This window comes from Citrobacter sedlakii NBRC 105722 (assembly GCF_000759835.1).
GTDB classification, from domain to species: Bacteria; Pseudomonadota; Gammaproteobacteria; order Enterobacterales; family Enterobacteriaceae; genus Citrobacter_A; species Citrobacter_A sedlakii.
Genome location: NZ_BBNB01000002.1, coordinates 150,410 through 166,465 on the forward strand (window position 1 = coordinate 150,410; position 16,056 = coordinate 166,465).

Below are 16,056 nucleotides of genomic sequence, written 5' to 3' on the forward strand. Positions count from 1 at the left end.
GAGTTAAAAAACAACTTTTTGCCTTTTCACCTTCCCGTTTCGTTCAACTTAGTATAAAAAAGCAGGCTTCAATGGACACTTAATTAGCCCGGAGCAACTCGTGAACACATCATCAGTTTCCCGTCTGGCGCTGGCACTGGCTTTTGGCGTGACGCTGACCGCCTGTAGCTCTACGCCACCAGACCAAATCCCTTCCGATCAAACCGCGCCGGGGACCGCCTCGCGCCCGATTTTATCGGCCAGTGAAGCGCAGAATTTTGTCGCGAAAACGTATTTTTCGTCGCTGACGCCAAACACTGCGCCGTGGACGCCGTCGGCAATTACCCTGCCGGCGCAGCCTGACTTTGTGGTGGGGCCGGCAGGAACCCAGGGCGTGACGCACACCACTATCCAGGCGGCGGTCGATGCGGCGATCACAACCCGTACGAATAAACGTCAGTACATTGCGATTATGCCGGGCGACTACCAGGGCACCGTGTACATTCCTGCCGCGCCGGGCAGCCTGACGCTTTACGGTACCGGCGAGAAACCGCTGGACGTCAAAATTGGCGCGGCGATTGACGGTGAGATGAGCACTGCCGACTGGCGCCGCGTCGTCAATCCGGGAGGCAAATACATGCCCGGCAAACCAGCCTGGTATATGTTCGATAACTGCCAGAGCAAACGCGGCGCGACCATTGGCATGATGTGTTCCGCGGTATTGTGGTCGCAGAACAACGGCCTGCAGTTGCAAAACCTGACCGTTGAGAACAATCTCGGCGACAGCGTGGACGCGGGTAATCACCCTGCCGTGGCGCTTCGCAGCGATGGCGACAAAGTGCAGATCAACGATGTGAATATTCTGGGTCGCCAGAACACATTCTTTGTCACCAACAGCGGCGTGCAAAACCGCCTGGTCAACGATCGTCAACCACGTACGCTGGTGACCAATAGCTATATCGAAGGCGACGTGGATATCGTTTCCGGGCGTGGCGCGGTGGTGTTTGATAACACCGATTTCCGCGTGGTCAACTCTCGTACCCAGCAGGAAGCATATGTCTTCGCACCGGCAACCTTATCTAACATCTATTACGGCTTCCTTGCGACCAACAGCCGCTTTACCGCCGCCGGTGACGGCGTGGCGCAGTTAGGCCGTTCGCTGGATGTCGACAGCAATACCAATGGTCAGGTGGTGATCCGCGACAGCGTGATCAACGAAGGCTTTAATCGCGCGACGCCGTGGGCTGACGCGGTGATCTCTAAACGTCCGTTCGCCGGTAACACCGGGGCGCAGGATGATAAAGGCGAGATTCAGCGTAACCTGAACGACACCAACTTTAACCGCATGTGGGAATACAATAACCGCGGCGTGGGCAGTAAAGTGGTGGCAGAGCCGAAGCAGTAACAACGCAGGCCGGATAATACCGGCCTGATGACGCTACACATAGCAGACCTGCGGGTCGTCACATTACCGTGACGACCCGTTTTCACATCATGGCGTCAGACGCGCCCGGTTGAAATTAATCAGGCTGCCCGCTTTAATGATTTCACGCTCCTCGGCGGTGAGACTTTCCATATACAGACTGATTTCGCCCACCGGCGCGCCATCACGAATTACCCATGCCGTCATTTTTTCGCCGCAGCGCTCCAGCGCCGCGCGTATGCCGGGGATATAAATATAGTCGTCCACTTCAAACGACGGCGCTTCCGCCATTTGCAGCGGCAGCATTCCCCAGTTAATCATATTTGAGCGGTAGCGTTTGGTGGCATATTCCTGCGCAATATTCGCCAGCCCGCCAATCACGCGCTGACAGCTTGCCGCCTGCTCGCGCGCAGAGCCATCGCCGGGCTTCACGGCATAAATTACGCTGCCAATACCGGTTTCAGCCGCAACCACCCGCTCCTGACCGGCGATTTGCCGTATACCCGCAAATACCGAAGCCAGTTCGTCCGTCTCTCCCGTCCGCCGCCGTTTCTCCAGCGCGGCGACCGTTTTGCTTCTGCCCACATATTCCGGGTCGCGGCGCGACAGGGTAAATTCCGCCAGTCCCACCGGATTTGAACGATAAGAAGAGGTTTCGCCGGACGGAATAAGCTCATCGGTGGTGGTGACGTCGTCGAGGATTTTCGCGCACACCTTCAGCAGAATATTATCGGTCAGCGCGCCCATTTCCGGCCAGTCTTTGATATTCGGCCCGTAGATCAGTGGCTGTGCGGTGGCGCCTTTCACAAAGCCCTGATAGACGCGATTCTGGTAGGGCGCAGGATCGAAGCGGTAGGCCGGTACGTTATCCCAGCAGTCCAGCTCCGTTGCGGCGGTAAGCACGCCGCCGTTCGCCGCAGTGGCGGCCACGGAACGCGCATCCATCAGCGCGACGGCGGACATTTGACCGTTGCCCGGTTTCGAGCCCTCGCGGTTGGGGAAGTTACGCGTGGTATGACGAATGCTGAGTCCGTTATTCACCGGCGTATCGCCCGCACCAAAACAGGGGCCGCAGAAGGCGGTACGGATAATCGCGCCTGCGCCCATCAGATCGCTGACCATCCCCTGCTTCGCCAGCGCCATAAATACTGGCTGTGAGGAGGGATAAACGGACAGCGAGAAGGCGTTGTCCCCGCATGAATGTCCGCGCAGCGCGTTGGCGGCAGCCACCACATTCTCATAGTTGCCGCCGGAACAGCCGGCAATGATCCCCTGCTGCACCTTCAGACGACCGTTTTCGACTTTATCGAGCAGCGAAAGCCCGGCCTTCCCTTGCGCAATGCGCTGCGCGTCAACTTCAACCTGGTGCAGAATATCGCTTAAGTTTTCCTGCAACGTTGCTATTTCATAAACATTGCTCGGATGGAAAGGCAAGGCGATCATTGGCCTGATAGCGCTCAGATCCACTGAGATGCAGCCGTCGTAATAGGCAAGCGGCTGCGGCGCCAGCGGGCGATAGGCCTCTTCGCGTCCGTGCAGGGCCAGCCATTGCTGAATTTCTTCATCGGTCTGCCAGACGGAGCTGAGACAGGTCGTTTCCGTGGTCATGACGTCGACGCTGTTACGGAAATCCGTGGAGAGGTTGCGGATGCCCGGCCCGACAAACTCCATCACTTTATTTTTAACGTAGCCGTTTTTGAACACCGCGCCAATAATCGCCAGCGCCACGTCCTGTGGGCCGACGCCCGGCGCCGGTTTACCGGTCAGCCAGACCGCCACCACGCCCGGATAATCGCAGTCCCAGGTGTCATTCAGCAGCTGTTTAACCAGTTCGCCGCCCCCTTCACCAATGGCCATCGTCCCCAGCGCGCCATAGCGGGTATGGCTGTCTGAACCGAGGATCATCTTCCCGCCGCCGGCCATCATTTCGCGCATGTACTGATGGATGACCGCGATGTGCGGCGGCACAAAAATACCGCCATAACGCTGCGCCGCCGACAGGCCAAACAGGTGATCGTCGCCGTTTATCGTCCCCCCGACGGCGCACAGTGAGTTATGGCAGTTGGTCAGGACATAGGGCAGTGGAAACCGCTCCATACCGGAGGCTTTTGCCGTCTGAATAATGCCGACAAAGGTAATATCATGAGAGGTGAGCGCATCAAATTTAATTTTCAGTTTGCGCATGTCGCCGGAGGTATTATGCGCCGCCAGGATCGACCAGGCGATAGTGCCTTTTTTAGCATCGTCTTTACTGACTGCGCCGGAATAGTGTTCTTCAGCAATTATCTCGTTATTGTCGCTGAGATAGATCCCTTTCTCATATAACTTAATCATTACAAACTCCGTACCGCTATGAGTGATTACAGCATGTTCCAGCCGATAAGCAGGTTCCACCACCAGACGCCCAGCGTGATATGAACCAGGAAAGTGATGAATGTCAGCATGGCGCCGACCAGCCACCACGATTTAATGTCGTTATATCCCACGCCGAAAATAACCGGGCCGGCAGCGCCGCCGTAATGAGTTACCATGCCGCCATAGGAGTTGGAAAAAAGCAGCGCCAGCGCGGTTAACATTAATGGCGCGCCAGAGACGTTTGCCAGCATTGCGAAGACCGGCATCATCGCCACAATATAGGCGCTGCCGGAGGCAAAGAAATAACGCACGATAATGCTGAGAAACAGAATGATAAAAAATGCGATATTGCTATGGTTATCAAAGGAAATATTATTTTTGAAAAGTTCTGCCAGCCAGTCGAAAAATTTCACTTTCGATAATAAAGAACTCAGACCAATAATGCCGCCGTACCAGATTAAGGTATTCCAGCCGCCTTTATTTTTGACCACGTCGTCCCAGCTCACCACGCCCAGCAGAAGCATCGCCCCCATTACCACGATAGCGACTGTGGATTCATCAATACCGAGACTTTTACTGAAGATCCATCCCAGCAGGGCAAGTACGAAAATGCTCAGCAGCATTTTTTCGCGCACTTTCATCGGCCCTAAATTCTCCAGTCCCGCCCGGGCGATGGTTTTATTATCTACTTTCTTAATTTCCGGCGGGTACATGAAATAGATAACCAGCGGCGCTAACAGCAGCATCACCATTCCTGGCAGCAAGGCTGCCAGCGCCCATCCGCCCCAGCTGATCTGCAGATGACAGATGTCGTTGATCATTTTTAGCGCCAGAATATTTCCCGCCATCGCGGTAAAAAACATATAGCTGGTGGTCTTGGTCACCATATACACCGTCATCATCAGGTAATGCCCGACGCGACGCGGACTTTTATCAGGTTCCGATCCCAGCGCCACCGCCACGCTGTTGATAATGGGCAGGACAATCCCCCCTGCCCGCGCCGTATTTGACGGGGTCGCCGGGGCGAGCACCAGGTCGAGAAAAACGGTGACGTAGCCCAATCCCAGCGTGGTGTTGCCGATTTTACCGATCAGGATGTAGGCGATGCGTTTACCCAACCCGGTAGTGACAAAAGCGGCGCTCAGGGTAAAGGCGGAGAACACCAGCCACGTCGTGCCGGAGGCATAACCGCTCAGCACGCTGCTGGTCTTAAACTGACCGGCGCCTAAATTGCCGACCACCACCATTGATGCCGCAACGGCCATCAATAACACGACCGGCTCCGGGAAAGGTTTAATGACCAGCCCGACGATCGCCGCCAGATAAATGCCAAACAGCACCCAGGCCAGCTCGCTTAAACCGGCAGGCGCAGGCAGTAAACCTATCACGCAAGGGATCGCTAATATCGTTATTAGCTTCCATAATGATTTCACATTCATTTTTATGTCCTGATGGATCTGTGCAGAAATAGACAGCTGTCTGTTCGACTTTCCTTAATCACAACGAAATGTGTTTTTGGCACTTACGGAAGATAAACGTCTCCGGAAAATATTTTCCTTGCGGTGCGAATAACGGAAGCGCGAAGCGTTGTTGGGTCGTCACTTTGATTACTTAACTGAATATCGAGGCTGCCGCCCGGATGCTCGAGGGTAATTTTGCCGTTGCCGGGGAACGGAATGATCTGACGGGTTACGGTACCGGCAATCGCGCAGCTGCTGGCGATAGCAATCGCGCCGGTTATCGCCAGCGCTTTATGGCAGGCGTGCGGCATGAAATAACGCACATTCAGGGTGCCGCCTTTTTGTGGTGGAGAAATTAATACTGGTTTCGGAATCACCTTATTCGCGACATCGCCCAGCCCCATCGCCAGCCCCGCCTGCAGACGAATAGACTCGATTCGCGCCAGAAGCTGCGCATCGCCGTCCAGTTCCGCCGCCGTTTCATAGCCGGTTTTACCTAAATAGTCGGCGGGAATCATCACTACCGGCATCGCCATATCGATACAGGTGGTTGGCACCGCGTCAAAATAGTTAAGCGGCTGGCCGGTCGGGAAAAGCCTGCCGGTTTTCGCCCCGGCGGCATTGAGGAAAGTCAGCGCGACGGGGGCCGCGGTTCCCGGTACGCCGTCGATTTTGACCGTTCCTTCATAATTCACCGCGCCGTTCGGTGTCTGTACGTCCGCTTCAATAAGGGTATGGGTATTCACGTTGCGGATACGTACCCGGGTGACAGGGGAAGTGGCGGCAGTCAGCCCTTGCTCTATAGCGAACGCGCCGACGGCGCAGAGCATGTTGCCGCAGTTTGGCGTGGTGTCGACGCGCTGCTCATGGACCAGCACCTGGGCAAAGAGGTAATCGATATCGGCATCTGGGGCGGCGGAGCGGCTGACGATGGCAACCTTGCTGGTCAGGGGATTTCCCCCACCGATACCGTCTATCTCCAGTTCATTGCCCGATCCCATAATCGATATTAATACCGCGTCGCGTTGAGCCGTATTCTCAGGCAGATCCTCAGCCCGTAAAAATGCGCCGCGCGAGGTTCCTCCACGCATCATTACGCAGGGTATTTTTTTCACGTCAGTGTCCTCAATAATTATTACGCAAAACAGAATTACACGTGAAAAACGGCCTGGCTAATGACTTTGATTTTCCTATTAGTGACTTTTATTTATTAATCATCCTGCGTGGACTAAAGGTAAACTGAGGCCTGTTTCCGGGCTGGCGACGCCAGCTTTTTTATTTGTGGAGTGGCAATGAAACACCAACTATCAAGTATGAAAGCGTTTGTCACGCTGGCAGAGTCAGAATCTTTTAACAATGCCGCAAAATTACTTAATATTACGCAACCTGCATTAACACGCAGAATAAAAAAGATGGAAGAAGATTTACAGGTAATTCTTTTTGAACGGACAACGCGTAAAGTTACGTTAACAAAAGCGGGCAAAATGCTGTTACCGGAAGCGCGGGAGATAATTAAAAAGCTTGATGAAATGCTGTTTAATATTCGAGAAATGAATTCACATCAGCGAGGCAGAATCACCCTGTCCTGTATTCCAACGGCGGTGTTCTATTTTTTACCGCAGGCCATAGGGAAATTTAATGAGTTATACCCCAATATTAATGTGCGCATTATGGAACAGGGCACGCATAATTGCATGGAGTCCGTTCTTTGCAATGAGGCTGACTTCGGCATAAACATGAACAACATCACAAATTCATCGATAGACTTCACCCCGCTGGTGAACGAACCGTTCGTCCTGGCATGTCGGCGCGATCATCCCCTCGCCAGCAGACAGCTGGTTGAATGGCAGGAACTGGTGAATCACACGCTGATCGGCGTGCGCTCGTCGAGCGGAAACCGGCTGCTGATAGAGCAACAGCTGGCGGATAAGCCCTGGAAGCTGGAGTGGTTTTATGAGGTTCGCCATCTGTCCACCTCGCTCGGTTTGGTCGAGGCGGGGCTTGGCGTGTCGGCGCTGCCGGGGCTGGCGATGCCGCAGACGCCGCACCCGACGCTGCTCGGCATTCCGCTGGTCGAACCGGTCATCCGCCGCACGCTGGGCATCATTCGCCGTAAAGACGCGGTTCTTTCGCCGCCTGCGGAGCGCTTTTTTAACCTGCTGCTGAAATTATGGACCGACCAGAGCGACCTGCTGTGGCGTCCGGTTTCGGAGTGAGCGCCCCCGCCGGTTGGCGGCAGCGCCCGACACTCCGCATTGTCGCATTTATTCGGCCAGGAAAGTCCTTCCCGGCCCGTTTACGTGGCTTAATACGCGTTAACCACGACCCACATCGGCCCTTGGCCAACCGCATAACGCCCTTTCTCCGTTAATAATCCCTGCACGCCGGAAATTTCATATACCGCGATATGGTGCGATTTCTGTCCGGCGGCAATCAGGTATTTTCCGCTGTGATCGACGTTGAAGCCGCGAGGCTGGGTTTCGGTCGACTGGAAGCCCTCTTTGCTCAGCACGCTGCCGTCTTCGGAAACGCTGAACACCGTAATCAGGCTGGCGGTCCGGTCGCAGGCGTACAGATGACGTCCGTCCGGCGTAATATGAATGTCCGCCGCCCAACGCGTATCGGCGAAATCGGCAGGCATCATATCCAGCGTTTGTACGCATTCTATCTTGCCATGCGGATCTTTCAGCTCCCAGACGTCTACGGAACTGTTCAGTTCGTTAACACAATAGGCGTACTGCTGATTTGGATGGAACGCCATATGGCGCGGTCCCGCCCCTTCAACGGTGGTCACTTCCGCCGGTTCCTGCGCCACCAGTTTGCCATCATCGCTCAGGGTGAACAGGCAGATGCGATCCTGCTTCAGCGCAGGTACCCACAGGGTGCGGTTGTCGGGTGAAATATTAGCCGAGTGGCACCCCTCCAGCCCCTCCACTACGTCTACCAGCCCGACCGGCAACCCGTCCTCCAGACGCGTGACGCTGACGTTTCCGGCATTGTACGAGCCGACAAAAACGAAACGCCCCTGATGATCGGTGGAAATGTGCGTCGGGCTGCCCGGCAGCGCGGATTCAGCGGCAAAGGTCAGCGCGCCATCATCCGGCGCAATCCGATAAGCCAGTACGCGGAACTCAGGTCGCACGCCCACGTACAGAAAACGTTTATCCGGGCTGACCACCATCGGCTGAACCTGACCCGGAACGTCGACGACCTGAACCAGGCTCAACGCACCGTCGTGTTGCAGACGCCAGACATGGATCTGCTGACTCTCTGGGCTGGCGGTATAAACTGTTTGCTTCATGAATACTCCTTGGCTTTTGGCAACTGCTGCAATTTACCAACGTAGACGGTTTTGTCAGTAAATGCTGAATTAATTTGTCCGCTTCCCGTCCCGGTGTACCATTCCGGCAGACGCATTTTTCAACATTTATCTGGATAACGTTATGACTGCACGCGTGATTGCCCTGGATTTGGATGGAACCTTACTGACCCCGCAAAAGACCTTGCTCCCTTCATCGCTCGAAGCGCTCTCCCGGGCAAAGGACGCAGGCTATCAACTTATCATCGTCACCGGGCGCCATCACGTTGCGATTCATCCTTTTTATCAGGCACTGAAGCTGGATACACCTGCAATTTGCTGTAACGGCACCTATTTGTATGATTATCATGCAAAAAGTGTGCTTGAATCCGACCCGCTGCCGGTTAACCAGGCACTGCAACTGATAGATATGCTGGATGAACATCAGATCCACGGCCTGATGTATGTCGACAACGCCATGCTGTATGAACGCCCGACCGGACACGTGATCCGCACGTCGAACTGGGCGCAGACGCTGCCGCCGGAGCAGCGTCCGGTCTTCACGCAGGTGCCTTCGCTGGCCCAGGCCGCCCATGACGTCAACGCGGTATGGAAATTTGCCCTGACCGATGAAGATATTCCTAAACTGCAGCAGTTTGGTAAACAGGTTGAGCAAGTGCTGGGACTGGAATGCGAATGGTCATGGCACGATCAGGTCGATATAGCCCGCAAAGGCAACAGTAAAGGGAATCGCCTGACGCGATGGATCGAGTCTCAGGGCGGTTCGATGGCGAACGTGATTGCCTTTGGCGACAACTACAATGACATCAGCATGCTGGAGGCGGCCGGGACCGGGGTGGCGATGGGCAATGCCGATGACGCGGTGAAAGCCCGCGCCAACGTGGTGATTGGCGATAACACGACCGACAGCATCGCCAAATTTATTTACACTCACCTGCTGTGATCAGGCGGTAATCGACACGCTCTTGATTTGCGCGTACAGCCAGAGACCAGGCTTGATAGCCAGTTCATCTCTGGCCCACGGGCTGATACGCGCCCATAGCGTTTTACCGCCTACTTCAAGCTGCACTTCCACCTGGCCGCAATCGTCAAGACAGTTGATCACCTTCGCCCGCAGAACGTTGCGGATACTGGTCTGCTGCGGTGGTTGCAGTACCAGCGATACATCCGACGCCTGAATGCGAATGCGCAACGTACGGTGTAACGGTTCATCCAGCTTATTAACCCACACATGCTGGTCTCCCAGCGCCAGCGCGGTCATCGCATAGTGTGGATGGTGTTCCAGCACGCTGACCTTGAGCACACTGCTCTGCTGTTCTTTCGGCAGCCACGGGTGCATTACGCTGCTTCCCCATACCTCCTCCAGCGCGCCAAACGCTTTCACCTGGCCGTCTTCCAGCACCATTACGTTATCCGCGAGATGCAGGATCTCATCCAGTGAATGGCTGACGTACAGCATCGGGATGTTAATTTCCTGCGCCAGTCGTTGTAGATACGGCAGCAGTTCACGCTTTCGAGGAATGTCCAGAGAGGCTAACGGCTCGTCAAGCAGCAGCAGTTCCGGGGCGGTCAGTAGCGCCCGGCCTATCGCCACCCGCTGCTTTTCACCGCCGGAGAGGTCGCCCGGCAAACGGTCGAGCAACGATTCGACACCTAATAACGCCACCAGCTTGTCGAACTGTCCGGCCATGCTTTTCGCCATACCATAACGCAGGTTGCCGCGCACTTTATAATGCGGAAACAGCCGCGCATCCTGAAACACATAGCCCACCCGGCGCTTTTCCGGCGTCAGGCAGATGCCGCGCTCACTGTCGTTCAGCACCCGCCCATTAAGCATGATACGGCCGGTCTGCGGCGTCGTCAGTCCGCTGATGGCGTTGATCAAGGAGGTTTTTCCCGCGCCGGAGACGCCAAAAATGGCGGTGATGCCGCTGGCGGGCAGCGTTTCATTAATCGTCAGGCGGTGAGTGCCCAGCGTCTGGGTGAAATTGAGTTCCAGCATGATTATTGCCCCGTCCGCGTGCGGCTGATGCGCGCCAGCCATTCGGAGATCAGCAATGAAATCAATGCCAGCACGATGGAGATCACGCAAAGCCGCGCCGCCGCGCTTTCCCCACCGGGCGTCTGGATCAGCGTGTACATCGCCGAAGGAAGGGTGCGCGTTTCGCCAGGAATGTTGGAAACAAAGGTAATGGTCGCGCCAAACTCGCCGAGGGAGCGAGCAAACGCCAGCACCGTACCCACAATAATCCCCGGCAACGTAAGCGGTAAAGTAATAGTGAAAAAGACGCGCCAGCGCCCGGCGCCGAGTGTACGGGCAGCCTGCTCCAGTCGGGTATCCACCCCTTCCAGCGCCAGCCGGATAGCGCGCACCATCAGGGGAAACGACATCACGGCCGCCGCCAGCACCGCGCCGCGCCAGCTAAAGGCAAAGGTGATGCCGAAGCTGTCATACAACCACTGGCCGATAATTCCGCGACGGCCCATCGAGACCAACAGCAGGTATCCCACTACCACCGGCGGTAAGACCAGCGGCAGATGCAACAGGCTGTCCAACAATGCTTTGCCCGGGAACCGACAGCGCACCAGCAGCCAGGCAAAGAAAATCCCAAAAGGCAGACTGAAGAGTACGGCCAGGGATGACACTTTCAGGCTCAGGAGTACGGCCTGCCATTCGGGATCGCTCAGTATCATTACTTCGTCGTAAATCCGTAACGTTTAAAAATAGCAGACGCCTGCGGCCCTTTCAGGTAATCACAAAAGGCGCTGACCGTTGCGTTTTTATGTCCATCCACTATGGCGATGGGGTATTCCACTTTCTGATGTGACGCTTCCGGGAACGTGGCCACCACCTTCACGCCTTTACTGGCGACGGCATCGGAACCGTAAACGATTCCCAGCGGCGCTTCGTTACGCTCCACCAGCGCCAGCGCGCCGCGCACGTCTTCCGCAGGCGCCAGTTTCGGCGCTAGCGTATCCCAGGCACCCAGTTTTTGCAGCGCTTCTTTCGCGTAAATGCCGGCCGGAACATGTTCCGGATCGCCTACGGCCAGACGTCCGCCGTCAAGCAGGCGGGTCCAGTCGGTTTTGTTGTCGACAGTAAAATCTTTTTGTTCGCTTGCTTTGGGCGCGACGACAACCAGGCTGTTCCCCAACAGCGTCTGGCGTGACGCGGTATCTATCGCTTTTTTGTCTACCGCGTAATCCATCCATTTCTGGTCGGCGGAAATAAACACATCTGCCGGAGCGCCCGCTTCGATTTGTCGCGCCAGGGTAGAAGAGGATGCGAAAGAGGAAACCACCTCAACGTTTTTTTCTTTTTTATAAACGGCCGCGATATCCTGCATCGCGTTGGTCAGCGAAGCCGCTGCAAAAACGGTGATTTTGCCCTCACCTGCCAGCGCCTGCCCGGCAAGAGTAAGAGAAAGTGTTGCCCCGGCAACCAGACGTAGCCATGAACGTGCCATTGAAAGCTCCTGTGCGTATCGTTATGTAGCGGACAATATAACGATAATTCCGGCAATTTCCCAGCGGTTATTACTACCCATTCGGGAGGAATCAGGAAAACTATCGGCAGGAAATACGGGAACTTGAGCAAAGAAAAACGCCCGGCAGAGCGGGCGTCGGGAAATTAACGGTTTTGTCTGGACTGATCTTTCTGGCCGATGCCGGAGAAAATGTTAAACACTTCACCCAGACCGTAAATCAGCCCCAGGATAATGGCCATTACCACGGGCACCATGATCACGGCGAATACCAGACTTTTCAATAACTCTAACATGGTCATCTCCTGATTCAGTTCTTTAAGTATTCTAACCGCATCATCGAGAAAAGCACTCCCCTTTTGTGCGGTCGTCTATGCGCAGGCGGGGTTTTCCGTCACAATAGTCCTTTTGCCAGGATCGTGTTATGCAAGCCGAAATCCTTCTTACCCTTAAACTGCAGCAAAAACTGTTTGCCGACCCTCGACGCATTTCTCTGCTTAAGCATATTGCGCTTTCCGGCTCCATTAGTCAGGGTGCGAAAGACGCGGGCATTAGCTATAAAAGCGCCTGGGACGCCATTAACGAGATGAACCAGCTCAGCGAGCAGACGCTGGTCGAACGCGCCACCGGCGGCAAGGGCGGCGGCGGCGCGGTATTAACCCGCTACGGACAGCGCCTGATCCAACTCTACGACTTACTGGCGCAGATACAGCAAAAGGCGTTTGATGTTCTGAGCGACGACGATGCGCTTCCCCTCGACAGTCTGCTGGCCGCCATTTCACGCTTTTCCTTACAAACCAGCGCGCGCAACCAGTGGTTTGGCACCATTACCGGCCGCGACCACGATCGGGTGCAGCAGCATGTAGACGTTTTGCTGGCGGATGGCGAAACGCGGCTGAAAGTCGCGATTACCGCGCAAAGCGGCGAACGTCTGGGGCTTAACGAAGGCAAAGAGGTGCTGGTGTTATTGAAAGCGCCGTGGGTGGGCCTCACCCAGGACGACGCCGTCGCGCAGACGGCAGATAATCAGCTTAAAGGGACGATTAGTCATATTGAACGCGGCGTAGAGCAGTGCGAAGTATTGATGACGCTGGCGGACGGTCAATCGTTGTGCGCGACGGTGCCGCTAGAAAACACCGCAACGCTTGCCCAGGGCGACAGCGTGACGGCCTTTTTTGATGCCGATAACGTCATCATCGCCACGTTGTGCTGAGAAACCGTTCAGGCGTTCCTCTTTGCATTTCGGCTACCGTCAGCGCTCGCGCAAAACGCATTGACATTCCTGTCCGGACAACGTATCCCTGTTATTCATCGCTGCAAAAAATGGGATACTAAATGTCATCGTTGCAAATTTCGCAAGGCACGTTTCGCCTGAGCGACACAAAAACGCTTCAGCTTGATTCCGCTTCGTTAACCGCGGGCGAAAGTTGGGCGTTTGTTGGCGCGAACGGAAGCGGGAAGTCGGCGCTGGCACGCGCGCTGGCGGGAGAACTCCCGCTACTCAAAGGCGAACGCCATTGTCAGTTTACCCGTATCACTCGCCTCTCCTTCGAACAGCTACAAAAGCTGGTCAGCGACGAATGGCAGCGCAATAACACCGACATGCTCAGCCCCGGTGAAGACGACACCGGCCGCACGACCGCAGAAATCATTCAGGACGAGGTGAAAAACCGGTCCCGCTGCGAGGAACTGGCGCTGCAATTCGGCATCTCTCATCTTCTTGCGCGCCGCTTCAAGTACCTTTCCACTGGCGAAACGCGTAAAACCCTGCTTTGCCAGGCGCTGATGTCCGAGCCGGATTTATTGATCCTCGATGAACCGTTTGACGGGCTGGACGTCGCCTCACGCCAGCAGTTGTCGGGGCTACTTGAGACGCTGCATCAATCCGGCATCACGCTGGTGCTGGTACTGAACCGCTTCGATGAAATGCCTGATTTTATCCAGTATGCCGGGGTAGTGGCCGACTGCGCACTCACCGAAACCGGCGCGAAAGACGCGCTGTTACAGCAGGCGCTCATCGCTCAGCTCGCCCATAGCGAACGTCTGGAAGGCGTCAGCCTGCCGGAACCCGACGAACCCGCGGCGCGGCATCTTCTGGCCGCAAATGACGCGCGTATTGTCCTTCGTGACGGCGTGGTTTCGTATAACGATCGTCCTATCCTGCATCATCTGAACTGGCAGGTTAACCCCGGTGAGCACTGGCAGATTGTCGGCCCCAACGGTGCGGGAAAATCAACGCTGCTGAGTCTTATCACCGGCGATCACCCACAGGGTTACAGTAATGACCTTACGCTGTTTGGTCGCCGTCGCGGCAGCGGTGAAACCATCTGGGACATCAAGAAGCATATTGGCTATGTCAGCAGCAGCCTGCACCTTGATTATCGCGTCAGCACCACGGTGCGTAATGTCATCCTCTCTGGCTACTTTGACTCTATCGGCATCTATCAGGCCGTTTCTGACCGCCAACAGAAGCTGGCGCAACAGTGGCTGGATATCCTCGGCATCGATAAACAGACTGCTGACGCGCCTTTCCATAGTCTTTCCTGGGGTCAGCAGCGGCTGGCGCTGATTACCCGCGCGCTGGTAAAACACCCAACGTTACTGATCCTCGACGAACCGTTACAGGGACTGGATCCGCTTAACCGCCAGCTGATTCGCCGTTTTGTGGATGTGCTGATTAGCGAAGGCGATACCCAGTTGCTCTTTGTGTCACATCATGCGGAAGATGCCCCTGCCTGTATCACTCATCGGCTGGCGTTTGTTCCCGAGGGCGATCGCTACGTGTATCAGCAGACCCGATTGCGCTAGTTTTCATCCGTGGGCGCGAAAGCGCCCTTTTTTTTCGGACAAAGGCCGCACCCCCTGGCAAAGTTTTTGATTTACAATCGTATAACTGACAACAAACGGTGAAAAACGGTTAGTGTAAACGATTCCACTATTTTATTCCGTGTCACACTTTTCGCATCTTTGTTATGCTATGGTTATTCCATACCATAAGCTTAACGGAGCGAATTATGAGAGTTTTGGTTACCGGTGGTAGCGGTTACATTGGCAGTCATACGTGCGTGCAGTTATTGAAAAACGGTCACGACGTCATCATCCTTGACAACCTCTGTAACAGTAAGCGCAGCGTCCTTCCCGTGATCGAACGTCTTGGCGGAAAACACCCGACCTTTGTCGAAGGCGACATCCGCAATGAAGCGCTGATGACCGAGATCCTCCACGACCACGCGATTGATACCGTCATCCACTTCGCCGGTCTGAAAGCGGTGGGGGAATCCGTCGCCAAACCGCTGGAGTATTATGACAATAACGTTAACGGCACCCTGCGGCTGATTAGCGCCATGCGCGCCGCCAACGTCAAAAACATTATCTTTAGCTCCTCCGCCACCGTCTACGGCGACCAGCCGAAAATTCCTTATGTTGAAAGCTTCCCGACCGGCACCCCGCAAAGTCCCTACGGGAAAAGCAAACTGATGGTCGAACAGATCCTGACCGATCTGCAAAAAGCGCAGCCGGAATGGAGCATCGCCCTGCTGCGCTACTTTAACCCGGTCGGCGCGCACCCATCAGGCGATATGGGGGAAGACCCGCAGGGCATCCCGAATAACCTGATGCCTTACATTGCGCAGGTGGCCGTCGGTCGTCGCGACTCCCTCGCCATTTTTGGCAACGACTATCCGACCGAGGACGGTACCGGCGTACGCGATTACATTCACGTCATGGATTTGGCCGACGGTCACGTCGCGGCGATGGAAAAGCTGGCGGGTATCCAGGGCGTGCATATTTATAACCTCGGCGCGGGCATCGGCAGTAGCGTCCTGGACGTGGTCAACGCGTTCAGTAAAGCCTGCGGCAAACCCGTTAACTACCATTTTGCGCCGCGCCGCGATGGCGATCTTCCTGCTTACTGGGCAGACGCCAGCAAAGCAGATCGCGAACTGAACTGGCGCGTTACGCGCACCCTCGACGAAATGGCGCAGGACACCTGGCACTGGCAGTCTCGCCATCCGCAGGGATACCCGGATTAAGGAC

The 16,056-nt window shown here is 55.5% G+C and carries 14 protein-coding genes; 6 read left to right on the forward strand and 8 right to left on the reverse strand.

Annotated elements, in window-relative coordinates:
• The first annotated feature begins 100 nt into the window (after positions 1 to 100).
• Complete coding sequence (locus tag CSE01S_RS05065; RefSeq protein ID WP_042285178.1) at positions 101 to 1,384, forward strand: putative acyl-CoA thioester hydrolase; 1,284 nt, start codon at positions 101 to 103, stop codon at positions 1,382 to 1,384.
• 87 nt (positions 1,385 to 1,471) lie between these two features.
• Here CSE01S_RS05065 and CSE01S_RS05070 read toward each other — a convergent pair whose 3' ends face one another.
• From CSE01S_RS05070 to CSE01S_RS05080, 3 genes are all read right to left on the reverse strand, one after another.
• On the reverse strand, positions 1,472 to 3,736 hold the full coding sequence (locus CSE01S_RS05070; protein WP_042285181.1) for a hydratase: 2,265 nt from the start codon (positions 3,734 to 3,736) through the stop codon (positions 1,472 to 1,474).
• 26 nt (positions 3,737 to 3,762) lie between these two features.
• Positions 3,763 to 5,196: an anion permease gene (locus tag CSE01S_RS05075; RefSeq protein WP_042285185.1), complete on the reverse strand. Its 1,434-nt coding sequence runs from the start codon at positions 5,194 to 5,196 to the stop codon at positions 3,763 to 3,765.
• Positions 5,197 to 5,279: 83 nt separating this feature from the next.
• Entirely contained in the window at positions 5,280 to 6,332 is a 1,053-nt protein-coding gene (locus tag CSE01S_RS05080; protein WP_042285188.1) for a 4-oxalomesaconate tautomerase, read from the reverse strand.
• Positions 6,333 to 6,509: 177 nt separating this feature from the next.
• Between CSE01S_RS05080 and CSE01S_RS05085 the strand changes: the two genes are divergently transcribed.
• Entirely contained in the window at positions 6,510 to 7,433 is a 924-nt protein-coding gene (locus CSE01S_RS05085; protein ID WP_042285191.1) for a LysR family transcriptional regulator, read from the forward strand.
• 89 nt (positions 7,434 to 7,522) lie between these two features.
• On the opposite strand, the gene pgl is transcribed toward CSE01S_RS05085, so the two are convergent.
• Positions 7,523 to 8,518 (reverse strand): 6-phosphogluconolactonase, encoded by a 996-nt coding sequence (gene pgl / locus CSE01S_RS05090; RefSeq protein ID WP_042285193.1) that lies wholly within the window; start codon positions 8,516 to 8,518, stop codon positions 7,523 to 7,525.
• A 142-nt stretch (positions 8,519 to 8,660) separates the two neighbouring features.
• On the opposite strand from pgl, the gene CSE01S_RS05095 reads away from it, so the two are divergent.
• Positions 8,661 to 9,479, forward strand: coding sequence for a pyridoxal phosphatase (locus tag CSE01S_RS05095; protein ID WP_042285196.1), 819 nt, complete (start codon positions 8,661 to 8,663; stop codon positions 9,477 to 9,479).
• Here the strand turns inward: CSE01S_RS05095 and modC are convergent, their stop codons facing one another.
• The 4 genes from modC to CSE01S_RS05115 all read right to left on the reverse strand — a co-directional run bounded on the left by modC (position 9,480) and on the right by CSE01S_RS05115 (position 12,317).
• On the reverse strand, positions 9,480 to 10,538 hold the full coding sequence (gene modC / locus CSE01S_RS05100) for a molybdenum ABC transporter ATP-binding protein ModC (protein WP_042285199.1): 1,059 nt from the start codon (positions 10,536 to 10,538) through the stop codon (positions 9,480 to 9,482).
• A 2-nt stretch (positions 10,539 to 10,540) separates the two neighbouring features.
• Positions 10,541 to 11,230: a molybdate ABC transporter permease subunit gene (gene modB, locus CSE01S_RS05105; RefSeq protein ID WP_042285202.1), complete on the reverse strand. Its 690-nt coding sequence runs from the start codon at positions 11,228 to 11,230 to the stop codon at positions 10,541 to 10,543.
• Positions 11,230 to 12,003: a molybdate ABC transporter substrate-binding protein gene (gene modA / locus CSE01S_RS05110; RefSeq protein WP_042285204.1), complete on the reverse strand. Its 774-nt coding sequence runs from the start codon at positions 12,001 to 12,003 to the stop codon at positions 11,230 to 11,232. The genes modB and modA overlap by 1 nt, the downstream gene beginning before the upstream one ends.
• Before the next feature lie 164 nt (positions 12,004 to 12,167).
• Positions 12,168 to 12,317 carry an AcrZ family multidrug efflux pump-associated protein gene (locus CSE01S_RS05115; protein WP_000891513.1) on the reverse strand — a complete coding sequence of 50 codons (150 nt, stop codon included), beginning with the start codon at positions 12,315 to 12,317 and terminating at the stop codon, positions 12,168 to 12,170.
• A gap of 128 nt (positions 12,318 to 12,445) precedes the next feature.
• Between CSE01S_RS05115 and modE the strand changes: the two genes are divergently transcribed.
• The 3 genes from modE (at position 12,446) to galE (ending at position 16,052) form a co-directional block, all read left to right on the forward strand.
• On the forward strand, positions 12,446 to 13,234 hold the full coding sequence (gene modE / locus CSE01S_RS05120; protein ID WP_042285209.1) for a molybdenum-dependent transcriptional regulator: 789 nt from the start codon (positions 12,446 to 12,448) through the stop codon (positions 13,232 to 13,234).
• Positions 13,235 to 13,356: 122 nt separating this feature from the next.
• A complete protein-coding gene (modF, locus tag CSE01S_RS05125; RefSeq protein WP_042285212.1) occupies positions 13,357 to 14,829 on the forward strand; it encodes a molybdate ABC transporter ATP-binding protein ModF in 1,473 nt (490 codons plus the stop codon).
• A gap of 206 nt (positions 14,830 to 15,035) precedes the next feature.
• Positions 15,036 to 16,052 (forward strand): UDP-glucose 4-epimerase GalE, encoded by a 1,017-nt coding sequence (galE, locus tag CSE01S_RS05130; RefSeq protein ID WP_042285216.1) that lies wholly within the window; start codon positions 15,036 to 15,038, stop codon positions 16,050 to 16,052.
• Positions 16,053 to 16,056: the final 4 nt, after the last annotated feature.